Annotated in this window: 22 protein-coding genes; 13 read left to right on the top strand and 9 right to left on the bottom strand. The window is 55.0% G+C overall.

The window, feature by feature from the left end:
- Positions 1-33: 33 nt before the first annotated feature.
- Positions 34-1,335, bottom strand: coding sequence for an anaerobic C4-dicarboxylate transporter (locus BY447_RS12345; RefSeq protein ID WP_110331226.1), 1,302 nt, complete (start codon positions 1,333-1,335; stop codon positions 34-36).
- A gap of 111 nt (positions 1,336-1,446) precedes the next feature.
- A complete protein-coding gene (aspA, locus tag BY447_RS12350; protein ID WP_041457294.1) occupies positions 1,447-2,883 on the bottom strand; it encodes an aspartate ammonia-lyase in 1,437 nt (478 codons plus the stop codon).
- A 327-nt stretch (positions 2,884-3,210) separates the two neighbouring features.
- Between aspA and BY447_RS12355 the strand changes: the two genes are divergently transcribed.
- From BY447_RS12355 to BY447_RS12370, 4 genes are all read left to right on the top strand, one after another.
- A complete protein-coding gene (locus BY447_RS12355; RefSeq protein WP_013359865.1) occupies positions 3,211-3,672 on the top strand; it encodes an FxsA family protein in 462 nt (153 codons plus the stop codon).
- A 228-nt stretch (positions 3,673-3,900) separates the two neighbouring features.
- On the top strand, positions 3,901-4,194 hold the full coding sequence (locus tag BY447_RS12360) for a co-chaperone GroES (RefSeq protein WP_009092502.1): 294 nt from the start codon (positions 3,901-3,903) through the stop codon (positions 4,192-4,194).
- A 48-nt stretch (positions 4,195-4,242) separates the two neighbouring features.
- The gene (gene groL / locus BY447_RS12365) at positions 4,243-5,892 is read left to right on the top strand and encodes a chaperonin GroEL (protein ID WP_003848314.1); all 1,650 of its coding nucleotides are present in this window, start codon (positions 4,243-4,245) and stop codon (positions 5,890-5,892) included.
- A 324-nt stretch (positions 5,893-6,216) separates the two neighbouring features.
- On the top strand, positions 6,217-6,564 hold the full coding sequence (locus BY447_RS12370; protein ID WP_008925394.1) for a DUF4156 domain-containing protein: 348 nt from the start codon (positions 6,217-6,219) through the stop codon (positions 6,562-6,564).
- A 52-nt stretch (positions 6,565-6,616) separates the two neighbouring features.
- On the opposite strand, the gene epmB is transcribed toward BY447_RS12370, so the two are convergent.
- Positions 6,617-7,645, bottom strand: coding sequence for an EF-P beta-lysylation protein EpmB (gene epmB, locus BY447_RS12375; RefSeq protein ID WP_095706329.1), 1,029 nt, complete (start codon positions 7,643-7,645; stop codon positions 6,617-6,619).
- Positions 7,646-7,688: 43 nt separating this feature from the next.
- Between epmB and efp the strand changes: the two genes are divergently transcribed.
- The 3 genes from efp to BY447_RS12390 all read left to right on the top strand — a co-directional run bounded on the left by efp (position 7,689) and on the right by BY447_RS12390 (position 8,675).
- On the top strand, positions 7,689-8,255 hold the full coding sequence (gene efp / locus BY447_RS12380) for an elongation factor P (protein WP_010251979.1): 567 nt from the start codon (positions 7,689-7,691) through the stop codon (positions 8,253-8,255).
- Positions 8,256-8,306: 51 nt separating this feature from the next.
- On the top strand, positions 8,307-8,438 hold the full coding sequence (locus tag BY447_RS12385; RefSeq protein ID WP_003848306.1) for an entericidin A/B family lipoprotein: 132 nt from the start codon (positions 8,307-8,309) through the stop codon (positions 8,436-8,438).
- Between the two features lie 102 nt (positions 8,439-8,540).
- Positions 8,541-8,675 (top strand): entericidin A/B family lipoprotein, encoded by a 135-nt coding sequence (locus BY447_RS12390; RefSeq protein ID WP_003848302.1) that lies wholly within the window; start codon positions 8,541-8,543, stop codon positions 8,673-8,675.
- 55 nt (positions 8,676-8,730) lie between these two features.
- Here BY447_RS12390 and BY447_RS12395 read toward each other — a convergent pair whose 3' ends face one another.
- Entirely contained in the window at positions 8,731-9,255 is a 525-nt protein-coding gene (locus tag BY447_RS12395) for a lipocalin family protein (protein WP_110331227.1), read from the bottom strand.
- A gap of 135 nt (positions 9,256-9,390) precedes the next feature.
- Between BY447_RS12395 and epmA the strand changes: the two genes are divergently transcribed.
- Entirely contained in the window at positions 9,391-10,368 is a 978-nt protein-coding gene (epmA, locus tag BY447_RS12400) for an elongation factor P--(R)-beta-lysine ligase (protein ID WP_107319262.1), read from the top strand.
- Positions 10,369-10,528: 160 nt separating this feature from the next.
- Here epmA and degS read toward each other — a convergent pair whose 3' ends face one another.
- From degS to zapG, 3 genes are all read right to left on the bottom strand, one after another.
- Positions 10,529-11,590, bottom strand: coding sequence for an outer membrane-stress sensor serine endopeptidase DegS (degS, locus tag BY447_RS12405; RefSeq protein ID WP_033781618.1), 1,062 nt, complete (start codon positions 11,588-11,590; stop codon positions 10,529-10,531).
- An 89-nt stretch (positions 11,591-11,679) separates the two neighbouring features.
- Positions 11,680-13,053: a serine endoprotease DegQ gene (degQ, locus tag BY447_RS12410; RefSeq protein WP_010251960.1), complete on the bottom strand. Its 1,374-nt coding sequence runs from the start codon at positions 13,051-13,053 to the stop codon at positions 11,680-11,682.
- 110 nt (positions 13,054-13,163) lie between these two features.
- A complete protein-coding gene (zapG, locus tag BY447_RS12415; RefSeq protein ID WP_003848291.1) occupies positions 13,164-13,565 on the bottom strand; it encodes a Z-ring associated protein ZapG in 402 nt (133 codons plus the stop codon).
- Positions 13,566-13,744: 179 nt separating this feature from the next.
- On the opposite strand from zapG, the gene zapE reads away from it, so the two are divergent.
- The 5 genes from zapE to sspB all read left to right on the top strand — a co-directional run bounded on the left by zapE (position 13,745) and on the right by sspB (position 17,397).
- Positions 13,745-14,872: a cell division protein ZapE gene (gene zapE, locus BY447_RS12420; protein ID WP_095706327.1), complete on the top strand. Its 1,128-nt coding sequence runs from the start codon at positions 13,745-13,747 to the stop codon at positions 14,870-14,872.
- A gap of 227 nt (positions 14,873-15,099) precedes the next feature.
- On the top strand, positions 15,100-15,528 hold the full coding sequence (rplM, locus tag BY447_RS12425; RefSeq protein ID WP_008925400.1) for a 50S ribosomal protein L13: 429 nt from the start codon (positions 15,100-15,102) through the stop codon (positions 15,526-15,528).
- A 15-nt stretch (positions 15,529-15,543) separates the two neighbouring features.
- On the top strand, positions 15,544-15,936 hold the full coding sequence (gene rpsI / locus BY447_RS12430) for a 30S ribosomal protein S9 (RefSeq protein WP_008925401.1): 393 nt from the start codon (positions 15,544-15,546) through the stop codon (positions 15,934-15,936).
- 330 nt (positions 15,937-16,266) lie between these two features.
- The gene (gene sspA, locus BY447_RS12435; protein WP_003851135.1) at positions 16,267-16,908 is read left to right on the top strand and encodes a stringent starvation protein SspA; all 642 of its coding nucleotides are present in this window, start codon (positions 16,267-16,269) and stop codon (positions 16,906-16,908) included.
- A gap of 3 nt (positions 16,909-16,911) precedes the next feature.
- On the top strand, positions 16,912-17,397 hold the full coding sequence (gene sspB, locus BY447_RS12440; protein ID WP_013359871.1) for a ClpXP protease specificity-enhancing factor: 486 nt from the start codon (positions 16,912-16,914) through the stop codon (positions 17,395-17,397).
- A 111-nt stretch (positions 17,398-17,508) separates the two neighbouring features.
- Here the strand turns inward: sspB and BY447_RS12445 are convergent, their stop codons facing one another.
- Complete coding sequence (locus BY447_RS12445) at positions 17,509-19,266, bottom strand: sulfite reductase subunit alpha (protein WP_013359872.1); 1,758 nt, start codon at positions 19,264-19,266, stop codon at positions 17,509-17,511.
- A 185-nt stretch (positions 19,267-19,451) separates the two neighbouring features.
- Positions 19,452-24,983, bottom strand: a complete 5,532-nt coding sequence (locus tag BY447_RS12450; protein ID WP_110331228.1) for a glutamate synthase-related protein — start codon at positions 24,981-24,983, stop codon at positions 19,452-19,454.
- Positions 24,984-25,559 lie beyond the last annotated feature (576 nt).

Here is a 25,559-nt window from a genome sequence, read left to right on the forward strand (position 1 = left end):
ATAGCACGCTCCATCCGTAACACGATGACGGCGCTATAACAGCAAGCCGCCAAAGACGAAGCCGGAGAGTACCGACAGCGCAATGGCGATCACACCGGGAATAATAAAGGCATGGTTAAAGACAAACTTGCCAATCCGGGTTGAGCCGGTGTCATCCATCTCCACGGCGGCCAGCAGGGTCGGGTAGGTCGGCAGCACAAACAGCGCCGAAACCGCTGCGAATGACGCGATGGCCGTCAGCGGCGTCACGCCCAGCAGCAGCGCGGCGGGCATCAGTGCTTTAGTGGTAGCGGCCTGAGAGTAGAGCAGCATGGAGGCGAAAAACAGCACCAGCGCCAGCATCCATGGATAGGTTTTCAGCGCGTCGCCCGCCAGCATCTGGATCTCCGCCAGATGCGCTTTGACAAAGGTATCGCCCAGCCAGGCAACGCCCATCACGCAGATACAGGCGCTCATGCCGGATTTAAAGGTGCTGGCACTAAGGATTTCGCTGGTGTCGAGTTTGCAGGTCAGGCTGATCAGCGTGGCGATGGTCAGCATAAATACCACAATCGCTTCGTTACGTGGTAGCGGCGGATTGGCGATCAGGCCGACGCTGGCGCTGGTCGCGGTGGCATAGAGCACCACGGCCACAATCCCTGTCAGAAACAGCAGCACCGACTTTTTCGCGCCCGGTTTTGCCTGGAAGATGCTGGCACCGCGCAGTGTGACTTCACCTTTGGCGAGACGTGCCTGATAGACCTCATCATCTTTCAGCTCACGGCCCAGGAAGTTGGTCATCAGTGCCGCCAGGAAGAGACCCACCATAGTTGAGGGGATGGCTATCGCCAGCAGCGTGATATAGCTGACGCCGCGCGGTTCAAGCAGGGTGGCGAAGAAGACCACCGCGGCTGAAATGGGTGACGCGGTAATCGCGATCTGCGAAGCCACCACCGCAATCGACAGTGGCCGGGAAGGGCGAACGCCTTGCTCCTTCGCGACTTCGGCAATCACCGGCAGCGTCGAGAACGCGGTGTGCCCGGTTCCGGCCAGCAGCGTCATCAGATAGGTCACCAGCGGAGCCAGTAGAGTGACATGGCGCGGATGACGGCGCAGCAGGCGTTCCGCCAGGCTCACCAGATAATCCATGCCGCCCGCCACCTGCATGGCGGCGATCGCGGCGATCACCGCCATGATGATTTCGATCACATCGAACGGGATAGCACCGGGTGCCATGCCAAATCCCAGCGTCAGCACCAGCACGCCCATGCCGCCGGCGAACCCGATGCCAATGCCGCCAAGACGCGCGCCCAACCAGATCGCCATTAAGACGATAAGCAGCTCAACCACAAACATGAATCACTCCTGTAAAGTAAACCGGTAAAACCTGGGTGTGCTGTGTAACAAAAAAAAAGGCACACCGTGTTGATCGCGGTGTGCCTTTGGTTAACCAGCGTCGGTTAACCCTTACTGTTCACTTTCATCGGTATAACGTTTCGCTTTGTAAACCGGGTACATCAGGTTCTGAACCGAGAAGATATCGTCCAGCTCACTTTCCGTCAGCAGGCCGCGCTCCAGCACCACCTCACGCACGCTTTTACCGGTTTCCGCACAGATTTTTCCAACGATATCGCCGTTGTGGTGGCCGATGTAAGGGTTGAGGTAAGTGACGATACCAATCGAGTTGAAGACGTAGGCTTCGCACACCGCGCGGTTAGCAGTAATGCCGTTGACGCACTTCTCCAGCAGGTTGTAGCAGGCATTCGTCAGGATGCTGATTGACTCAAACAGCGCCTGGCCAATCACCGGCTCCATCACGTTAAGCTGCAACTGGCCCGCTTCAGAAGCCATCGTTACGGTGATGTCGTTGCCGATCACTTTGAAGCAGACCTGGTTAACGACCTCTGGCACGACCGGATTGACCTTGGCCGGCATGATAGAGGAACCCGCCTGCAGCTCTGGCAGGTTGATTTCGTTCAGCCCGGCGCGTGGACCGGAGGAGAGCAGGCGCAGGTCATTACAGATTTTAGAGAGCTTCACCGCCAGACGTTTCAGTGATGAATGGACCATCACATAGGCACCGCAGTCAGAGGTCGCTTCAATCAGATCTTCCGCTGGCACCACCGGCAGATTGCTGACTTCCGCCAGACGCTGAACCGCCAGATGCTGATAGCCTTCCGGGGTATTGAGGCGGGTGCCGATGGCGGTCGCGCCCAGGTTCACTTCCAGCAGCAGTTCAGCAGTGCGCAGAATGCTTTTGGTCTCTTCATTCAGCAGCACGCTGAAAGCGTGAAACTCCTGACCGAGGGTCATTGGCACGGCATCCTGCAGCTGGGTGCGGCCCATTTTCAGGATGGTCTGGAATTCATCGGCTTTGTGCTGGAAGCCTTCGGCCAGCTGGCTGATGCCATCAAGCAGTTTCAGCAGCGAGCTGTAAACGGCAATGCGAAAACCGGTCGGGTAGGCGTCGTTAGTGGACTGGCATTTGTTCACATGATCGTTGGGGTTAAGGTACTGATATTCCCCTTTCTGGTGGCCCATCAGCTCCAGGCCGATGTTTGCCAGTACCTCATTGGTGTTCATATTGACCGAGGTTCCGGCCCCGCCCTGATAGACATCCACGGGGAACTGGTCCATACAGCGACCGTTGTTCAGCACTTCGTCGCAGGCCTTAATGATGGTATCGGCAATGTTACGCGGGATGGTCTGCAGCTCTTTATTGGCCATCGCTGCCGCTTTTTTTACCATCACCATACCGCGGACAAATTCAGGTATGTCGCTGATTTTACTGTTGCTGATATAAAAATTTTCAATCGCACGCAGAGTATGAACGCCATAATAGGCATCCGCCGGAACTTCGCGCATACCTAACAGGTCTTCTTCGATACGAATGTTGTTCGCCATGATAACCTTCTTGTTGTTGCCGCTAACCATCACAAAGGATGTGTTTATTTTGTTGTGGTGTGCCCGTGCCGACATATTATCCGTCTTCACCGTGGCATGTGCGATCATATTCTGATGCATAAGAAAAGCACGCATGCAGATCACTTAATGCTGCCGTCTGGTTAACGATATGTGAAGTTGGTTACAAAATTAACCCCGCAGGATAAATTTGACAGGATCGGTTGAAAATGGCGGCGTGGGTGCCCATCTCTTTTCTTATCATCCTCAGGATGAACGCTTTCTGCTGACCGGCACGCTGCCGTTCAGCCCTACTTACAGGAGAGTACGGTGCGCTGGATACCGTTATTAGTCTTTTTTGTTCTGGCCTGGATCGAGATTTCGCTCTTCATTCAGGTTGCGCACGTCATGGGCGTGCTGCTGACCATGCTGCTGGTGGTCTTCACTTCGTGCATCGGGGTGTCGCTGGTCAAAAATCAGGGCATGAAGAACTTCATGCTGATGCAGGAGAAGCTGGCGCGTAACGAAAGTCCTGCCAGTGAGATGATCAAAAGCGTATCGCTGATCATCGCCGGTTTCCTGCTGCTGTTGCCGGGCTTCTTTACTGACCTGCTCGGTCTGTTGCTGCTGCTGCCACCAGTGCAGAAGCATCTGACGCTGAAGCTGATGCCCCATCTGCGCGTCTGGCGCGGACCGGGTGCCGGACCGGACAGCGGTTACACCATGGATGGCGAATTCGAACGTAAAAACAGCGATCGCCTTGAGCACCATGACGATCACAAGGATCGTTAATCACAGCGGTTACCTTTGAAAGCGCAGCCTCCGGGCTGCGTTTTTTATTTGTCGCGCCTTCTGTTCAAAAAGCCGCCACTTATCACGTTCGCGTAAAAAATTTGTTGTCCGCCCCCTTGAAAGCAGGTGGGTATGGCCCTATCTCTCTGGTCACGAGGCCGGAAGCCATGCAGCCCGGTGTTCAACCCCAAAACTGAATGATTGGACTTCTCAAAGGAGAGCTATCAAATGAAAATTCGTCCATTGCACGATCGCGTCATCGTCAAGCGTAAAGAAGTTGAAGCTAAATCAGCTGGCGGCATCGTGCTGACCGGTTCCGCAGCAGGTAAATCCACTCGTGGTGAAGTTCTGGCTGTCGGCAATGGCCGCATCCTTGAGAGTGGCGACGTTAAGCCGCTGGACGTGAAGGTTGGTGATGTCGTGATCTTCAATGAAGGTTACGGTGCTAAAACCGAAAAGATCGACAACGAAGAAGTGCTGATCATCTCTGAAAGCGACATTCTGGCGATTGTTGAAGCGTAATTTTTTCGCGTAACTCACTGAACGAAACGAATTTAAGGGACAATTGAAATGGCAGCTAAAGACGTAAAATTCGGTAATGACGCTCGCGTAAAAATGCTGCGTGGCGTGAACGTACTGGCAGATGCAGTAAAAGTTACCCTGGGCCCGAAAGGCCGTAACGTGGTTCTGGATAAATCTTTTGGTGCACCGACCATCACTAAAGATGGTGTTTCTGTGGCACGTGAAATCGAGCTGGAAGACAAGTTCGAGAACATGGGCGCGCAGATGGTGAAAGAAGTGGCCTCTAAAGCGAACGACGCTGCGGGCGACGGTACCACCACGGCAACCGTACTGGCACAGTCAATCATCACCGAAGGCCTGAAAGCGGTCGCAGCGGGTATGAACCCGATGGACCTGAAGCGCGGTATCGACCAGGCCGTTATCGCTGCAGTTGAGAAACTGAAAGCGCTGTCTGTGCCTTGCTCAGACTCTAAAGCGATTGCACAGGTTGGTACTATCTCTGCTAACTCCGATGAAACCGTAGGCCAGCTGATTGCTCAGGCGATGGAAAAAGTCGGTAAAGAAGGCGTGATCACCGTTGAAGAAGGCACCGGCCTGCAGGACGAGCTGGATGTGGTTGAAGGTATGCAGTTCGATCGTGGCTACCTCTCTCCTTACTTCATCAACAAGCCAGAAACTGGCGCGATTGAACTGGAATCTCCGTTCATCCTGCTGGCTGACAAGAAAATTTCTAACATCCGTGAAATGCTGCCAGTGCTGGAAGCTGTTGCGAAAGCAGGCAAACCATTGCTGATCATCGCGGAAGATGTTGAAGGCGAAGCGCTGGCAACACTGGTGGTTAACACCATGCGCGGCATCGTGAAAGTGGCTGCGGTTAAAGCACCAGGCTTCGGCGACCGTCGTAAAGCTATGCTGCAGGATATCGCTATCCTGACCGGTGGTACTGTGATCTCTGAAGAGATCGGTATGGAGCTGGAAAAAGCGGCGCTGGAAGATCTGGGCCAGGCTAAACGCGTTGTGATCAACAAAGACACCACCACCATCATCGACGGTGTGGGTGAAGAGGCGACAATCCAGGGCCGTGTGACCCAGATTCGTCAGCAGATCGAAGAAGCAACCTCTGATTACGACAAAGAAAAACTGCAGGAGCGCGTAGCGAAACTGGCAGGCGGCGTAGCCGTTCTGAAAGTAGGCGCAGCAACTGAAGTTGAAATGAAAGAGAAGAAAGCCCGCGTTGAAGATGCGCTGCACGCAACCCGTGCTGCTGTCGAAGAAGGCGTGGTTGCAGGTGGTGGTGTGGCGCTGGTTCGCGTTGCCGCACAGCTGGCCGATCTGCGTGGTCAGAACGAAGACCAGAACGTCGGTATCAAAGTTGCGCTGCGTGCAATGGAATCTCCACTGCGTCAGATCGTCTCTAACGCCGGTGAAGAGCCATCCGTTGTTGCTAACAATGTGAAAGCGGGCGACGGTAACTACGGTTACAACGCGCAGACTGAAGAGTACGGCAACATGATCGACTTCGGTATCCTGGACCCAACCAAAGTGACCCGTTCTGCTCTGCAGTACGCGGCCTCTGTTGCGGGTCTGATGATCACCACCGAATGTATGGTCACTGACCTGCCAAAAGGCGATGCACCTGATTTAGGCGGCGGCGCTGGCGGTATGGGTGGCATGGGCGGTATGGGCGGCATGATGTAATTGCCGTTGACTGCTTAAGTCATCACAGAACCCCCGATCGGAAACGGTCGGGGGTTTTTCTTTTGGGCAGGAAAATAGTATAAGTAGTGGCGCAATCGTTCGTCTTTCCTCTTGATATCTCCCGCTGTCTGCGCGCTGACTGTTGCCGCCCTGCCGGATTGACTTACCGCTGTAAGTTTATCGGGATGCGCCAATCTGCCAGCCTGAACTCAGTATGAAATATTGAGGTGATATAACGGGATTAAGGCAATGAATGTTCAGAAAAAAGTGATCTTTTTCTGCTACGCTGCCACCCGACTCTGATGATAATAAATGGGGATTACAATGCGGATTAACCTCTTGCTCGGACTGACGGCTGGCGCGTTATTGCTGGCGGGCTGCAGCAGCTCTACGCAACTCTCTTCAGCAGGACAGCGTGTAACGTTTACCGATCAGCAGCCTGGCAATAACTGCCAGCTTCTGGGCAATATCACCGGCTCACAGAGCAACTGGCTGAGCGGTGCAGGCGGCGAAACCAGCGCACTGCGCGGTGCAGCGAATGATCTGCGCAATCGCGCAGCGGAGATGGGCGGCAACGTCATTTACGGTGCAACCAGCCCGACGCAGAATCTGTTGTCCGCGTTCGCGCCACTCGACAGCAAAATGACCGGACAGGTTTATAAGTGCCCATAATGTGAATCGGGCGTCTGCTTTATTTAATCGGCCAGCTTTTTGCTGGCCGTTTTTATTCCTGACGCAGCTGTAAATCCAGTGGTGTTTTACTTGGCTCTCCACCAATTTCACGCGCCAGTTTTGGCACCAGATAACCCGAGACCTGTGACAGCAGCGCACGCACCAGTTGACGGGCTTCCTCATCTGACACAAAGAAGTGCGCGGCACCCTGTACCTTATCCAGCACGTGCAGATAGTAGGGCAGAATACCGGCATCAAACAGCGCATTGCTCAGCGTGGCCAGCGTCCGGGCATTATCGTTGATACCACGCAACAGCACGCTCTGATTCAGCAGGGTGACGCCGGCACGCTTCAGGCTGCTCATCGCCTCACGTAATTCATCATCGATCTCCTGCGCATGGTTGATGTGCGTCACCATCAGTACCTGCAGGCGGGTTTCGCTGAGCATCTGACAGAGCTGATCGGTGATGCGCGCCGGGATCACTACCGGTAATCGGCTGTGGATGCGCAGACGCTTCAGGTGCGGGATCTTTTCCAGCGCCGCGATCAGCCAGGCGAGCTCATGATCTTTCGCCATCAACGGATCGCCGCCGGAAAAAATGATCTCATCCAGCTCGGGATGATCGGCGATATAGTCCAGTGCAGCCTGCCAGCTACGCTTGTTGCCGGGATTGTCCTGATAAGGGAAATGACGACGGAAGCAGTAGCGACAGTTGACGGCGCAGCCGCCTTTTACCAGCAATAACGCCCGGTTTCGATATTTATGCAGCAATCCAGGTACAACGTTGCTTTGTTCATCGAGTGGATCGGTGCTATAACCTGGCGCATCGATGAATTCCTGGCGGCGGGTCAGTACCTGAAGCAGCAGTGGATCGTGCGCATCGCCTTTTTTCATCCGGCGGATGAACGCATGCGGGACACGCAGGGCGAAAAGACGCCGCGCATCCGCACCTTCAGCCAGCTCAGTGTGCTGATCAAGGGCTAAAATCCGCAGTAATTCATCAGGTTCAGTGACAACATCCGCAAGTTGCTGCAACCAATCTTCTCTGGAAGGTGTTTTTAGGGTTACAATGTGTGCCATTTTTTTGGCTTAGTACCAGTGTCAATTTTCGTAGAGGGCCTTCATGGCGACTTATTCTAGCAACGATTTCCGTCCCGGTCTTAAAATCATGTTCGAAGGCGAGCCGTATGCCATCGAATCCAGTGAGTTCGTTAAACCGGGTAAAGGTCAGGCATTCGCACGCGTTAAAATGCGTCGCCTGCTGACGGGTTCTCGCGTTGAGAAAACTTTTAAATCTACCGACTCCGCTGAAGGCGCAGACGTTGTAGATACCAACCTGAACTACCTGTACAACGACGGCGAGTTCTACCACTTCATGCATCCGGAAAGCTTTGAGCAGTTCCAGGTTGAAGAGAAGACGGTAAGCGATGCAGCGAAATGGCTGCAGGATAACGCTGAATGTATCGTTACGCTGTGGAATGGTCGTCCAATCGCCGTTCAGCCGCCGAACTTTATCGAAGCTGAAGTTATCGAAACCGATCCAGGCCTGAAAGGTGATACTGCGGGTACTGGCGGCAAGCCAGCCAAGCTGTCTACCGGCGCCGTGGTGAAAGTGCCATTGTTCGTGCAAGAGGGCGAAGTGGTCAAAGTTGACACCCGCTCTGGTGAATACGTGTCACGCGTGAAATAAGATTCGCAGGCGCATCTTCTGGTGCGCCTTTTTCTTGTCTGAGAGAAAAAAATGATCAAGCTGGCAAAATTAATCGCATTCGCGTTGCTGGTCTCTTCTGCGCTTAGCGCCTGCAACACATTCCACGGTTTTGGCGAAGATGTCTCCCACTTAGGCGGTGCCATTTCGCGTGCGGCAAAATGACCTTAACTGATTGTCCTTTTTAGAGTCCCGCCCGCAGCAACTGCCTGAAATCCGGCTATGCTTAAAGCGCTGTACTTTACATCCATCAAAAAGGACATTGTTATGTTAAAGAAAAGTATTGCCGCAATCTTCTCTGTACTGGTGCTCTCTTCTCTGCTGACGGCGTGTAATACCACGCGCGGTGTCGGTGAAGATGTCGAGGCGGGTGGCCAGGCGATTCAGAACAGCACGAAGTAACCTGTTATTCCAACCGGTACGAAAGGCTTTTCGTACCGGCTTGTCATAATCTGCACTATTTCTGTTTTACCCAGATTAGCTCTTCGACCGGGAAACCATCCCGACGCGCCTGCTCAACCAGTTTCTCTTTTACGCCCGGCTCCAGTTGGGGTGTCCGTGACAGTATCCAGAGATAGTGGCGATTCGGGCCGCACACCAGCGCATAGCGATAGTCGGGATCCAGTGCGATAACGTTATAGCCGCCGTAGAAGGGGCCAAAGAAAGAGACTTTCAGCGACGCACGCTGGGGTCCACCAGTAAAGTAGGCTTTACCAACGCTCTCCTGCCAGCGCTGCTTTTTGACGTTATAGCCACGATTAATCACCTTCAGGCCGCCATCTTCACGCGGGCTGTAGTTTGCCGTCACCTGCTCAAGGCCACGCTCAAAGGGATGGTTGAGGCGGGCAATCTCATACCACTGACCGAGATAGCGCTGACTGTCAAAGTTATCAATGACCGTGACGTTCTTTGGCGGCGTGGTGCTACAGGCAACTGAGAGAAAAGCACTCAGGCTGGCAACAACTGTTTTCCATGGAGACATAGTGGGATTCCTTTGTGATTTAACCGCTTAAGTATAGAAGCCGAAACGCTGTTTTTGGCAGCGCGGGCACGAGATTGTTTGCCGCAGGCATTGCAGGTAGACTTCCCCCCCTAATTTGTATCAGGAGTCATCACCATGAGCGAAACGGCAAGCTGGCAACCAAGCGCATCCATCGCCAATTTGTTAAAACGCGCCGCTATTTTAGCCGAAGTGCGTCGTTTCTTTGCCGATCGCGGCGTGCTGGAAGTCGATACGCCGGCGATGAGCCAGGCAACGATTACCGATATCCATCTGGTGCCCTTCCAGACGCGTTTTGTCGGGCCTGGTGCGGCGCAGGGGCGCGATCTCTGGCTGATGACCAGCCCGGAATATCATATGAAACGCCTGCTGGCGGCGGGCAGTGGCCCGATCTACCAGATGGCGCGCAGCTTCCGCAATGAAGAGGCGGGACGGCACCATAACCCCGAATTTACCATGCTGGAGTGGTATCGTCCGCATTACGACATGTACCGTCTGATGAACGAAGTCGACGATCTGATGCAGCAGGTGCTGGAGTGTGACAGCGCCGAGTCACTCTCGTATCAGCAGGCATTTATCCGCCATCTGGATCTGGATCCGCTGTCAGCGGACAAAGCGCAGTTGCGTGAAGCAGCAGAGAAGCTGGGTGAAGGTGAGCTGGCGCGCACAGAAGAGGATCGCGATACCTTGCTGATGCTGCTGTTTATGCTGGGTGTGGAACCAAAGATTGGTCAGGATAAACCCTGCTTCGTTTATCACTTCCCGGCCAGCCAGGCGGCACTGGCGGAGATCAGTACGGAAGATCATCGTGTGGCCGAGCGTTTCGAGGTCTATTATAAGGGCATTGAGCTGGCGAACGGTTTCCGTGAGCTGACCGACAGCCGTGAGCAGCGTCAGCGCTTTGAGCAGGATAACCGTCGCCGTGCAGCGCGCGGCCTGCCTGTGCATCCGATTGATACCTATCTGCTGGATGCGCTGGCGCATGGCATGCCAGCCTGTTCCGGGGTCGCGCTGGGTATCGATCGCCTGATCATGCTGGCGTTGAAAGCGGAGTCATTGAGTGAAGTGATCGCGTTTCCGGTGGATCGTTGCTAAACGTCCGAGTGAAAAGGGCGGGGATGGCCCATCTGATCGCAAAGGAAACCTGCATCCCTGCAGGTCGGCCTCGCCATTCTGGCTCGGACGCTTTGCTCTTCAGATGGGCCCCCCCTGCCCGTCAGGCTAAGGCATTGCTGTTAGTCTACAACCCCGCCAATCAGCTGCTGCTATCCGGAAACTCCTGAATCGTCACCGGCAGCGTCAGCTTCTGGTCGTTTCGCAGCACCTGTACATCAATTACTGAACCCGGACGAATTTCGGCCACCTGATCCATGGTCTCCTGCGCGGAGATGGCTGGCTTGCCGTTGACGCTGAGCAATACATCATTGGCCTGAATCCCGGCTTTATCCGCTGGCCCATCTGGCGTGACCACACTGACAATAATCCCCTGAACCCGATCCAGATTGCTGCCCTGGCCATGCAGTGGTGGCAACTCACGCCCGGTAATGCCGATATAGCCGCGGATGACCCGGCCATCACGAATCAGCTTATCCATGATTTTTGAGGCTAAGACGGTTGGAATGGCGAAGCCGATGCCTTCCGGGGTTTCACCATCATTACTCTTATCAAACGTCAGGGTGTTAATGCCCATCAGTTCGCCAAGCGAGTTAATCAGCGCACCGCCGGAGTTACCCTGGTTGATTGAGGCATCGGTCTGCAGGAAGTTCTGTCGGCCTGACGAACTCAGGCCTACGCGGCCCGTGGCGCTGATAATGCCCTGCGTTACCGTCTGACCGAGGTTATAGGGGTTACCGATCGCCATTACCACATCGCCGATATGCGGCTGCCGGTTGGGATTAATCGGGATAACAGGCAGGCCAGAAGCGGTAATCTTCAGTACGGCCAGATCGGTCATGCCATCGGAACCCACCAGCGTCGCTTCAAAGAAGCGGCCATCCTGCAATGCCACGATAATCTGATCGGCATTGTTGATCACATGTTTGTTGGTAAGGATGTAGCCTTTCGTATTCATGATCACCCCTGAACCCAGGGTAGTGATGCCACGATTGTTGTTGCCATGAGCGCTGCGGTTGTAAACGTTCACAACGGCAGGCACGGCGCGGCGCACCCCCTGATTGAAGCTAAAGGGCGTTTCGTCGGTAATATTTTCGTGGTTATAGAGGGCGTCGCTGCCCATACGCAGTGCAGGCAGTGCTGCGAGCAAAATACCCGCTACAATCAGGCCCAGCACCACGGCACGCAAAAGTTTAAGAAACATGGTGTTAAATCACGCCAGGGGAGATCGCAGGGGAGAATAACATGAGAGCGGCGGACACACACGCGCTTGTGTCCGCCGTAATGCGAGGTTTATCTCAACAACAGATAGATACTTTCATCGCCGCGCACCACATTCAGTGCCAGTACCGGCGGTTTTCCTTCCAGAATTTTACGCATTTCTGCAATGGTCTGAACGCGATTGCGGTTAACGCCGATAATCACATCATCTTTCTGCAGGCCAACCTGTTCAGCCGGCGTGCCTTTTTCGATGGTATCGACCTTCACGCCTTTATCACCGGTTTTGGTCTGTCCATCACTCAGGGTTGCGCCCTGAAGTGCAGGTGACATCAGCTGAGCGCTGGCGGTACTCTGGGCGCTCTGTTCCAGCGTGACGGTAACGGTTAGCGGCTTACCTTCGCGCAGCAGGCCAAGTTTAACCTGTTCGCCTGGCGGCGTGGTGCCCACTTTGACGCGCAGCTCTGCGAAGCTGGTAATCGGCTTATCGTTAATCGACGTAATGATATCGCCTGACTTCACGCCCGCTTTCTGTGCGGCAGACTGCGGTAAGACTTCTGAGACAAAGGCGCCGCGCTGCGCATCGACATTGAACGCTTTAGCCATATCGGCCGTCATTTCAGTGCCTTTGATGCCGAGCTGACCGCGCTTCACTTCACCAAATTTGATCAGCTGTTGCGCGAGGTTCATTGCCATATCGCTCGGAATCGCAAATCCGATGCCAATGTTGCCGCCGCTGGAGGCCAGAATCGCGGTGTTGATACCGATCAGCTCACCGTTAAGGTTGACCAGCGCACCGCCTGAGTTGCCGCGGTTAATGGCAGCATCGGTCTGAATAAAGTTTTCCAGCCCTTCCAGGTTCAGGCCGCTGCGGCCCAGCGCAGAAATAATCCCGGAGGTGGCGGTCTGCCCCAGGCCAAACGGGTTACCGATCGCCACTGCGAAATCACCCACTTTCAGCTGATCGGAGTCTGCGACTTTCACCTGCGTGAGGTTTTTTGCACCCTGAATCTGAATCAGCGCGATATCGGTCTGCTCATCATGGCCGATCAGTTTGGCTTCATATTCGCTGCCGTCGCCAAGCTGTACGTTGATCTTATCCGCACCGTTAACCACGTGATTGTTAGTCAGCACATAGCCTTTAGCGGCGTCAATGATGACGCCAGAACCTAAGCCTTCAAATGGCTGCGGCTGACTGTTTCCGCCAGGCATCTGGCCGAAAAAACGCTTCAGGGGTTCAGGAATATCCTGAGCCTGCGCACCGGAATCAGTGCCTTCCACGTGAACACTGACCACGGCGGGCAACACTTTCTCCAGCATCGGCGCCAGACTTGGCAGCGGCTGGCCAGCAATTTGTGCTGGCAGCGTTGCCATCGCGTCTGGCGCGGCGGCAAGGCTCATCCCAATACTCAGGGCTAATGCGCTAAACAGGCGTGCTTGTTTTTTCATTGCTACAACGCTCTCGCTGCAAAAGGTGGGGGAAATTAATGAGTGTGACAGTCGTTTGCGGTCAGGGTTCGCAAAAACAGCGGGCGCAGACAGGCTGCGCCCCAAAAAGATTAGTCGCGGGCAGGGCGCTCGCCACGCAGTAAACCGGATGCGCCTTCAGAGTAGTCGCGCGGCATCTGCACCGGCACCTGATCGTTGTCCGCTTCAGCTTCAGTCAGCTGATAGGCAAACGGATTTTTCTGGCCAGGCAGATTTGGCAGCAGGTCATTCGAGCCTTTTGCCATATGCTGATAGAGCTGACGATAGTCACGCGCCATGTTGTCCAGCAGCTCCGCGCTCTGCGCGAAGTGATTGGTCAGCTCTTCGCGATAATCAGCCAGCTCCGCTTTCGATTTTTCCAGCTCATACTGCATGCTGCGCTGCTCACGCAGCTTTTTGTTGCCAAAACGCATGGCGACTGCGCCGACAATAATACCTACCACTAAACCAATTAGCCCGTATTCCCAGGTCATAATGACTCCCGTGTTATTTCCATTGTTCCGTAGGGCGTTACACCATATTCAATAATAGTCACTATACCCGTTAATCTTATGGATGTGGAACTCCGGAGCAGCATGGCTTAGTGTAGAACGGCCTTTTTTTCAGCAACCGTGGTATCAATCAGACACCATTCAGGGACTTTGAAACAATAATGCAAACCTCAACTCCGCTTGCACGCTATGAGCAGGCGCTGTCGCAGGGCGAATTCAGGCCCGATGACGTACAACGTGAAGCGATTACCCGTTTAGACGCGCTGCAGCAGGCGCTGGTTGCCCGGCAACAAGCCGCCGCGCCTTCCTCATCCGGCCTGCTGGGACGCCTCTCTAAATTGATGGGCAAAGAGAAAAACGAGACGGCACAACCGGTACGCGGGCTCTATATGTGGGGCGGTGTCGGTCGCGGTAAGACCTGGGTCATGGATCTCTTTTTTCAGTCTATTCCTGGCGATCGCAAACTGCGTCTGCACTTCCACCGTTTTATGCTGCGGGTACACGAAGAACTTACGCAGCTTCAGGGCCAGAGCGATCCGTTACTGATCGTGGCGGACAAATTCAAAGCCGAAACCGACATCCTCTGTTTTGATGAGTTTTTTGTTTCCGATATCACCGATGCCATGCTGCTGGGCACGCTGATGGAAGCGCTGTTTGAACGTGGCATCGCGCTGGTCGCCACCTCGAACATTCCGCCGGACGATCTCTATCGCAATGGTCTGCAGCGTGCGCGCTTCCTGCCTGCGATTGAGCAGATAAAACGGCACTGTGATGTGATGAACGTGGATGCCGGTATCGACTACCGGTTACGCACGCTGACCTCCGCGCATCTGTGGAACTTCCCGCTCAACGCAGAGACACATGCCGAGATGGGCCGGATGTTCAAAGCATTGTCAGGCAGCCAGCCTGAAGCGGCACCGGTTCTGGAAATTAATCATCGCCAGATGCCGACGCTGGGTGTGAGCGAAGGCGTGCTGGCCATTAATTTCACGACCCTCTGCGGTGAGGGACGCAGTCAGCATGACTACATTGCGCTTTCGCGCCGTTTTCACAGCGTGCTGCTCTATGACGTGCCGGTGATGATCTACAAAACCGAAGATCAGGCGCGCCGTTTCCTGGCGCTGGTCGATGAGTTCTATGAACGTCATGTGAAGCTGGTGGTCGCGGCGGAAACGTCACTGACCGAGATTTATCAGGGCACGCGACTGAAGTTTGAATACCAGCGCTGTTTATCCCGACTCCAGGAGATGCAGAGCGAAGAGTATCTGCGTTTGCCGCACCTGCCGTGAGAATAAACAGGATAAATACCGAAATAGGGTTCGATTTTTGTAACCGACTTCTCTATAATCTTGCGACCCCACGTTACAGCAAAGGATTTTTTTCCCAAATCCTCTGTGTTCCAGTAACTCTATCCGAAGGGGTGGCTTGCTGGTCAAAATGGTCGTGTGAGCCTCATTCGTTTACTTAAGCGTTTGGGATTTCACCAACGTGTAACTTAATTTGGGTAAGCTTTTCGATGAAAACTTTTACAGCTAAACCAGAAACCGTCCAACGTGACTGGTTTGTAGTTGACGCAACGGGCAAAACTTTGGGTCGCCTGGCGACTGAACTGGCGCGCCGTCTGCGTGGTAAGCATAAAGCGGAATACACTCCGCACGTTGATACGGGTGATTACATCATCGTTCTGAACGCAGAAAAAGTTGCTGTAACCGGCAACAAGCGTACTGACAAGATCTACTATCACCACACCGGCCACATCGGTGGTATCAAACAGGCGACCTTTGAAGAGATGATTGCTCGCCGTCCTGAGCGTGTGATTGAGATCGCGGTTAAAGGCATGCTGCCGAAGGGCCCGCTGGGTCGTGCTATGTACCGTAAACTGAAAGTTTACGCAGGCAACGAGCACACCCATGCGGCACAGCAACCGCAAGTTCTTGACATTTAATCGGGATTAAAGGCAATGGCTGAAACTCAAAACTACGGCACTGGTCGCCGCAAAAGCTCTACCGCTCGCGTATTCATTAAGCCGGGTAGCGGTAACATCGTAATTAACCAACGTTCTCTGGAACAGTACTTCGGTCGCGAAACTGCCCGCATGGTAGTTCGTCAGCCGCTTGAGCTGCTGGACCTGGTTGGTAAATTCGATCTCTATGTCACTGTTAAAGGTGGCGGTATTTCTGGTCAGGCTGGTGCGATCCGTCACGGTATCACCCGCGCTCTGATGGAATACGACGAATCACTGCGTGGCGAACTGCGTAAAGCAGGCTTCGTTACTCGTGATGCGCGTCAGGTTGAACGTAAGAAAGTCGGCCTGCGTAAAGCACGTCGTCGTCCTCAGTTCTCCAAGCGTTAATTGTTTGCAGCTCCGGCTGCGGCAATTGGCTCAAAAAACCCGCTTCGGCGGGTTTTTTATTTTCTGCCTTCCCACGACTTCCCGCGAAAACCGTAACATCGCGCTCAATTTACCTGCAAAGATTCATTACACGCCCACAAGCAGCCTAAAATCTGGTAAACTCTGTGTCACTTTGCGCCCGCAGGCCGGTGCGTTATGCGCCTTCCCTCTGTCGGGGCGTCAGTATCTGTGACGCGGCTAACCAGGTTGCGTGCGAGTTCGATAAGCTGGTGAATCGCCGTGTGGTTGGCTATTCGCAGTATCTTTTTGTGAACAAACTTGGAGGTTTTCATGGCTGTCGCTGCCAACAAACGTTCGGTAATGACGCTGTTTTCTGGTCCTACTGACATTTTCAGCCATCAGGTTCGTATCGTCCTGGCGGAGAAGGGTGTCAGCGTAGAGATCGAGCAGGTCGAAATGGATAACCTGCCGCAGGATCTGATTGACCTCAATCCGTATCGCACGGTACCAACGCTGGTAGATCGTGAGCTGACGCTGTATGAATCACGCATCATCATGGAATATCTGGATGAACGCTTCCCGCATCCGCCACTGATGCCGGTTTATCCGGTTGCCCGTGGTGACAGCCGCCTGATGATGCATCGCATCGAGCAGGACTGGTACAGCCTGATGCGGAAAGTCGAGAACAGCACGGGTCAGGAAGCCGAAGCCGCACGCAAGCAACTGCGTGAAGAGCTGCTGGCTATCGCGCCACTGTTTGGTCGTACGCCTTACTTCATGAGCGAAGAGTTCAGTCTGGTCGATTGCTACCTGGCGCCGCTGTTATGGCGTCTGCCTTCCATGGGCATCGATCTGATCGGCTCAGGTTCAAAAGAGCTGAAAGGTTACATGAACCGCGTATTTGAGCGTGATTCTTTCCTTGCTTCATTAACTGAAGCTGAACGTGAAATGCGCCTGCAAGCCCGGGCTTAACGTATGGAAATGTCGCAACTTACTGCACGTCGTCCCTATCTGCTGCGCGCCTTCTATGACTGGTTGCTCGACAACCAGCTGACGCCGCATCTGGTGGTCGACATTAATCTGCCGGGTGTGCAGGTGCCGCTGGAGTATGCGCGTGATGGTCAGATTGTCCTGAACATTGCGCCACGCGCTGTGGGTAACCTCGACCTGGCCAATGATCAGGTGTCGTTCAACGCCCGCTTTGGTGGCGTTCCTCGCCAGGTTAACGTGCCGATGGCGGCGATTCTGGCGATCTATGCACGTGAAAACGGTGCCGGCACGATGTTTGAACCGGAACCGGCTTACGAGCTGGGTATGCAGGAGGCATCAGAGGGTCAGGAAGAGACCATGATGTCCGTGATTGATGGTGATCGTCCTGACGATGCCAGCGATGACGAGACACCGCCTGATGACGATCCACCGCCACGTGGCGGACGGCCTTCACTGCGCGTCGTGAAATAGCCGTGACATAACAGCGAATACCCGCCCATCCGGCGGGTATTTTTTTGCCTGTCAGCCATAAAAAAAATCCGGCTGCCTGCGCAAGCCGGATTTTTCAGCAGACCTTCGCGATTAGTAGACGTCGCGCAGGTAGCGTTTCTCTTTCTTCAGCTGATCGACATAGTCGGCAGCGCGCTCGGTGGAGAGACCACCAAACTGACGAACCACTTCATACAGCGCATTATCCACATCTTTCGCCATACGCGAAGCATCGCCACAGACGTAGAAGTACGCCCCTTCCTGCAGCCAGGCGTAAAGCTCAGCGCCCTGTTCCAGCATCCGGCTCTGCACGTAGATCTTCTTCTCCTGATCGCGTGAGAAGGCCAGATCCAGACGGGTCAGCAGGCCGTTATCCCGCCAGGCCAGCAGCTCATCCTGATAGATAAAGTCATGTTCCTGATGCTGATCGCCGAAGAACAGCCAGTTTTTGCCCTGCGCGCCGGTTGCCTGGCGTTCCTGCAGGAAGGCGCGGAACGGTGCGATACCGGTGCCCGGTCCCACCATGATCAGTGGTGCGCTGTTATTGGCAGGGACGCGGAACGCTTTATTGGGTGAGATAAAGATGGCGGGCTTCTCACCACGACGCACGCGTTCGGCCAGATAGGTCGAGCAGACGCCACCGCGATTACGGCCGCCACTATGATAACGCACAGAGGCAACGGTCAGGTGCACCTGATTCGGATGGGCTTTAGAGCTGGATGAAATTGAGTAAGCACGATGCTGCAGCGGGCGCAACAGGGCAACAAACTCCGGCACTGTCAGCGTGCGCGTCAGTTCGAGCTGCAGCAGGTCAAGGGTATCTTTGCCCCACAACCAGACGCCCAGCGCATCTTTATCATCATGCTGTAAGACATGACGCAGTTCCTGATTGGTGGTGTTCTGTCCAACCCACTCGATTAACTTGCGTGAAGGCTCAGAGATCTCAAACTGATAGGTCAGCAGGTCGCCGAGGCTGCGGTCGAAGCCAGGTACTGGCGTCTGGTAATCAGCATTAAGCTGGGTCAGCAGCAGGCTGACCAGTGAAGGTTCGTTGACCGGAATCACGCCCAGCGCATCGCCCGCTTCATACTTCAGGCCGCTGTCAGACAGGTCGAATTCGAAGTGACGAATATCTTTGGCTGACTGCTCGCCTGACAAGCGCTTATTCGTGATCAGCGCGGCGGCATACGGATTCGATTTGTTGCTGCCTGGAATGACCGGCGCTTCAGGCGCGCTCTCCAGCACGGTGCCGCTGCTGCCTGCGCTGGCGGCAAACTGTGGCATTGAGCTGTTCAGCCACTCGCTGGACGGCTCTTCATAGTCGATATCGCAGTCAATGCGATCTACCACGCGTTTTGCACCCAACTGCTCAAGGCGCATATCGATGAATTTGCCCGCCTGACAGAAGCCATCGTAACCCGTATCGCCAATCGCCAGCACGGCGAAATGCATCTGCTCCAGACGCGGTGCGGTACTGGCAGAGATCGCATCCCAGAACAGCTGGGCATTGTCCGGCATCTCACCTTCACCATAGGTCGAGGTGACAATAAGTACATGGCGCATGGTGGCAAACACGTCGAGATCGACATCGCCCAGCGCCTGAACCACTGGCACCAGCCCTTTCGCTCGGGCAGATTTCGCAGCGGTCTGCGCCAGCGCTTCGGCATTGCCGGTCTGTGAGCCGTACAGAATATGCAGTTGCGTGGTCGCGGCTGCGCCCGTACCTGCAGCAGGTTGCTGCTTGTCTTCTAAAACCAGCAAACGGGAGTGAAGGCCCGCGAGAAAGCCAGCCAGCCAGTACTTCTGATCGCCATTAAAAGGTGCATCTTCTGGAATATAAGGAATTTTCATGGGTACTTTTACTCAATCCCGTTCTCGCCCGATATCAGTGGCGTTCCCCGGTCTGAAAGCGGTTCCGCTTCCCCGCGCCGCAGTGTGTGCAGCAGGGGAAAGCGGTTCTGCCTCTGTCCGGTACAACGATTAATCCGGGCAATGATCAATTAATAATATTCAGTTCAGCCTGATCAGTATCACTGTCAGGAGAGTTTACCCACCGCAGCGGCAATTTCCGGCAATGCCGCACGTGCAAACAGCTCTTCAAAGTCAGGCAGGTGGCCCAGCACTTCCCGGTTACAGGCATCCTGATACATGATCCAGCCGTAGGTCGCCAGACTGTCCATGGAGCGGATGTTACGTTGCGTCAGTGCCGCTTTGTAATCTGACATGCGTTTAGTACCAATCAGACTGGCCAGTTCATCATCGCTGTAACTCTCGATGGCAGAACGGGCATGACGTTGCAGCTTGCTGACCAGTGAAAAGTCTTCCGTCATCAGCAGATTGCGGACCGCTTTTTCCACCGCCGCATCTTCAACCGGCGTGCCTTTCGGCAACTTCGCCAGTGCCAGCTGCTGGGCAAAGCTCAGCACGGTGTAGTTGTTCAGCAGGACAAACATCTCCTGCGTATCGGTCGCGCCATAGGCCGGAACGGCACCGTTGGCGATGGTTTTACCCTGACGCCACGCGGCTTTGAATTTCGCTACCTGATGGCCTGCCAGCGCCGTGGACAGCTCTTCGAGCAGATCTTTGCGGCTCTTGGCTTTCAGGATCTCGCCGCCATCCTGATAGAGCAGCAGTGAGCGCGGCATCACGTAAACAAAGTGGTGGCACTCTGTTTCCCAGTTCTCCAGCAGCCACGCGGCACGTGGTGACTGGGTCGCCTCCAGGTGCCAGTTCAGCATGGTCAGCACGGCCTGCTTGTGCACCTGCGCCATCTCATCCTGATCCGCAATCGATCCGAAGCGTACTGAATCACCTGCAGCGTGGCTGGCCAGCGATCCATACGGGTCGTACTGGTAAGCAAAGCCGCCGCTCATGCCGTTGCCAAATCCTTTACCAAAGGTGCCGAGGTTGAGAATGGCACCGTTAGTCATATATTCGCAGCAGAAGTCACCCACGCCTTCAACCACAGCCGTTGCGCCGGAGTTACGTACTGCGAAGCGGTCGCCAGCCTGGCCCTGCACGAACAGTCGTCCGCCAGTCGCGCCAAACAGGGCAAAGTTACCGATCAGCACGTTGCCATCGCCATCCTGCGCGCCGCCCCCAGGCGACATCACAATCAGCTCACCACCACACTGTCCTTTGCCGACACCGTCGTTACAGGTGCCGTAATGGGACAGCTGCATGCCATCGTTGCAGAAGGCGCCAAATGACTGACCGGCAGATCCGGTGGTAGAAATTTTTACGCTTTCAGGGGCCAGATAGCGGCGACCGCGATCGTCGGTCATTACCGCAGGCATCGCCTGCAACTGCTGTGCGCTGAGCTGATGGTTCAGCATGCGCTCAATGTCGATGGCCAGCTGGCCGCCAACGCTTTTGTTGCGGTTGTTCAGGACGATGCTGTTGCCCAGTGAGACGTCAGGATTTCCCTGCTCCACCAGTGACTGCTTAACCTGCTCAATCCAGCCATCATCCAGCTCAAAATCTTTTTCCAGGTAAACCGGCTTGTCGATTTTCAGCTCTGGCACCACGGTGAGCATGGCGCGTAAGTCGAGTTTGCCGACTTCCAGCGGATGATCCATCAGGTGCAGCAGGTCAGAGCGACCACGCGCCTCACGCAGGGAACGCAGGCCCATACGTGCCAGAATTTCACGTACTTCATGCGCGACGTTGAGGAAATACTGCGCCAGCTGACGCGGATCGCCATCAAAGGCTTCTGCGTTAGTGGTTAAGCCAGCCGGGCACTTCACGTTGCAGTTCTTCGCCATCACGCATTTCAGCATCATCAGCGCGGTGGTACCGAACTCAAAGCTGTCACCGCCCAGCAAGGCAGATTTCACCACGTCGCTGCCGGTCTGCTGTGCGCCAGAGCAGCGCAGCAGCACTTTCTCACGCAGGCCGTTGGCACACAGCGCCTGGTGGACTTCAGCGATGCCGATTTCGGCCACGCGTCCGGTATATTTCAGGCTGGTCACCGACGCCGCGCCGGTACCGCCGGTGTTACCTGCAACGTTAATCACGTCGGCACCGGCTTTAGCCACGCCAACTGCGATGGTGCCGATCCCTTCTGACGACACCAGTTTGACAATGACGCGCACGCGCGCGGCTTTACAGTCGTGGATCAGCTGCGCCAGATCTTCGATGGAATAGGTGTCATGATGCGGCGGCGGCGAGACCAGCTCGACGCCAGGCGTACCGCCACGGGCCGCAGCAATCTCTACGGTCACTTTGGCCGCCGGTAACTGACCGCCTTCGCCAGGCTTCGCACCCTGACCAATTTTGATCTCCAGCTCTTCCAGCATCGGATCCGCCAGATAGGCAGCCCAGACACCGAACCGACCCGAAGCCAGCTGTTTGATACGCGAGGCACGGATGGTGCCGTGACGGGAGTAATGCTCGCCGCCTTCACCGCAGTTGCTCATGCCGCCGACCATGTTGGTGCCGTGTGCGACCGCTTCATGAGCCGGCGCGACCAGTGCACCGTGGCTCATTGCCCCGGAAGCAAAGGTACGGGTAATTTCACAGGCTGGCTGTACTTCGCTCAGCGGCAGTGAGGGCAGGGTGGTGAAGATACGTGACAGATAATCTGCCGCTTTACCGTATGCGGTCACTTTCAAGGCGCCAGTGACCACGTCGCTGCTCTCAATATCATCGCCGAAACGGGATTTCAGGGCGCGGGAGAGGTTCTGCAGGCGTTCGGTCTCAGGCTTCAGCCCCTCAATCGCATCGGTCAGACGCAGCATAAAGTGATTCAGGCTGCCATCCACCGCTTCACACTCCATGCCACGAATAGCAAAGCCGTTGTTGGTCAGCGAGTAGCGTCCCAGCTTGCGACGGAACTCCGCTTCGCTGTCAATGTGGGTCAGATCAGCCGGGAATGTCAGAATGTCACGCAGCGCCGCCGGGCGACGTTTACGCTCTTCATACATCAGACTTGAGAACTGACGGTAATCGGCCGTAATCGCAAAGTTGTTGATCACGTCATCCGGGATGCGCTCAAAGCTGCTGTCTTTGAAGGTCTCTGGCTTGATACCAAACGCGTTATCCAGTTTTGCCAGCGTCATCAGACGAATGAAGTTGTCCTCTTCGCGCGCCTTGTCGGCAAAGCGAATCGGCTCTTCGGTCATGTCGATGAAGGTGCGCACGGCGATAGTGCCGTAGGAGTGACCTGCACCTTCTGCACGCTCTTTAAACAGGCCCAGCAACGGCACTTCAGATTCGCCCTGAATCCTGAGCGCGCTCTGGTGCCAGTCAACGGCCATCGCTGCGATGGCTGCGAAGCCCGCGCCACCCACCGGGGTTTTGATATTCGGGAAATACTTTTTCAGCACCGGATCGTCAGTGTTGAGGAAGTTAGGCTCAAAGAATTCGCCGCTGCTGTAACTTTCAACGGTACAGAGGCCCACTTTGCCCATGGTTTTCATCAGCGCTTTTTCAGCGGCTTTGGCATAGCGCTTAAAGGCTTTGTTGCCTTCTTCACCTTCACCAAATTTTTCCTCTGCACGCATCTGTACGCCCAGCGGATAGATAGCGGAAGCCCCGAAGCCGAGGGTGGCAGCAATGTGGTGCGAAGATATGCTCTGGCCGCTTTCTACGACCAGAGAAACATCCAGACGCAGGCCTTCCTGCACCAGGCGCTGGTTAATGGCAGAAACCACCAGCAGCATCGGGATTGCGGCGTGCGTTGACGAGATGTGACGGTCAGTAAGCACGGCGATGCCACCCTGCGAACGGGCAAAATCCACGACCTGTTGCGCCAGGTCATCAATCGCTTTTTCCAGCGCGTTTGCGTTCGCGGTGGTGCTCAGCAGATCTTTGCCGATTACCGGCTCATAGAGCATCTCAAAGCGGGCATAAGGTGCGATGGTCTGCTCGCGCAAACGCAGCATATCAAGGTGGCTGAGGATTGGGGTCGGCACTACAATCTGACGACCTTTGCTGCGGCCCAGATGCGGTTTCGCACCCAGCGCGACACGCAGCGTCATACCATCCACTTCGCGGATTGAGTCCAGCGGCGGGTTGGTGACCTGAGCAAAGCGCTGAGAGAAGTAGTGCGCCATGCCGCCTTCATGATCGGATAAGCCGTTAATGGCGTTGCCGTAACCCATCGCGGAGATTTTCTCTGCGCCGGTGTTCAGCATCGGGTCCATCATGAACTTGAAGCTTTCCTGGTTGTAGTAGTAAGCCACAAAGCGCTGATAGGTTTTCAGATCGCCGCGATAACGCAGCGGTGAACCCTGCTGCTCTGCCGGGATTTCAGGCAGATCGTCAAGACCGACGCGCGCTTCACGCAGCAGCGCTGAATAATCTTTCTCCGCCGCCAGTTTTTCCAGTGCCTGCAGCGTGGTGTAGCTGCGTTTTTCACGGTGATCGAAATAGAGCATGCCGCCCGCTTCGATACGGCCGCGACGCAACACGCTTTCGGGTGGGAAGGCGATCTGACCGGCTTCAGACATCGCACCGATATACTCAGCCGTTTCGACTGAGCGCAGTGGACGCAGGCCAAGACGGTCAAGACGGGCGCCAATCACTTCACCATTGCCAAAGATTAATGCTGCCGGGCCGTCGTTCTTCTCTTCATACAGTGAGAAATATTCCAGCATGTCACGCACTTCTGGCGGCAGCGAACTGTCGTTTTCCCAGGCGGGTGGCATCATTGAAACCACGGCGGTGATGAGATCGAGGTTATCTTCCATCAGACGGCTGTGGATACTCTGGTCCAGACGCGAGCTGTCAGACTGACCTTTGGGCCGCACGATTTTCTTGCCACGGGCCAGTGCCAGCGCGGACTCAGCGATGCGGTTTTTACGGTCCGTATTCAGCTCACCGTTGTGCGCCATCAGGCGGAACGGCTGGGCCATTGTGGTATGCGGATCGGTGTTAGTGGAGAAGCGGGTATGGAAAAACAGCCCGCGCACCTGATGATCGGGATCGGTCAGATCTTTGAAGTAGGGGATCACTTCATTGGAATTCAGGCGGGCTTTAAACACCTGGGTGCGCGACGACAGCGACAGCGGATAGAGACCGCCAAATTCGCTTTCGGTAAAGGCACGGGCTTCAATCGTCAGCAGGGCGCGGTAGATGCGTTGTTCGAATTCGTTCTGGTCGACCACGTCCTGTGGCGCAGTGAAAATCCACTGCAGAATCGGTAACTGAAATTGTACGGCTGCCGGACGCGTCACGCTGCTGTCGAGCGGCATGTCACGCTTCATGATCACCGGCAGGCCAAAGCTGTTGAGTGTCTCATCTACCAGACGTTCGGCATTCGCGCGCAGCGCAGCATCTTTCGGCACAAAGAAGTTGCCGACGCCAAAGCGGCCCGCTTCCAGCGGCTGGCCGGTAATCTTGCGGAAGAAATGCAGGGAAAGGTCAACGTTGACCCCCGCGCCGTCGCCGACGCCTTCCGCTGACATACCGCCGCGGTGAGGCACCGTGCACAGGGCGCTGTGCGCCATCTGCAGAATTTCGTGGGTCTGCTCGCCGTCCTTGCGCGTAATGAAACCTACACCACAGCTGTCACTGCCTGCTGTCGGATCATACAAGCCATAGGATTGAGGTTTTTTAGTGGACATTGAGGGTCTCCTTAACTGCTTTGACATTACCTGCACTGTTTCAGGGTCTGAGCGCAACGGGGCGCAACATCATTTTCATCGCCATGCTCTGTCGAGCGCGCGTCATAGCCCTGAGCATTTCTCTCCAGACATCGATAAAACGTCCTTAATTGAGCTGCTCTCTGATTTCCGGTCTCTTAAAGGAGATGACTTAAACCGCGCGGGAGTCTTCTTGTTGCATAGATATGCCGAGACAATGGCCCGTCTGGAAAGCTTTCAGCGGATTTCCAACTTATCGGGAAAGCGTAATCAGGTCAAATAGGGCGGTCAGACAGGGTTAACAGGGGTTTTATCTGCGTAAAATATTGAATTTATTGCTTTTTAAGGTTTAAAATGTATCACTCTGCTGCCTGCCGATCGGCCCATAAATGTGAACTGACTCACTGTAGTGCAGGCGTCAGATCTCTGCACCATGCTGGTGACGGGGTGTTAGACAGCATTAAATGCTGTTCAGAACCGTTGATGCATAGCATGTATCTGTTTTTCTTATGTCCGTCTATTTGAATGAAACAGCGGTTGGTTATAAGAAAAATTAAT

Source organism: Pantoea sp. JKS000250 (assembly GCF_003201065.1).
In the GTDB taxonomy this organism is placed as follows: domain Bacteria; phylum Pseudomonadota; class Gammaproteobacteria; order Enterobacterales; family Enterobacteriaceae; genus Pantoea; species Pantoea vagans.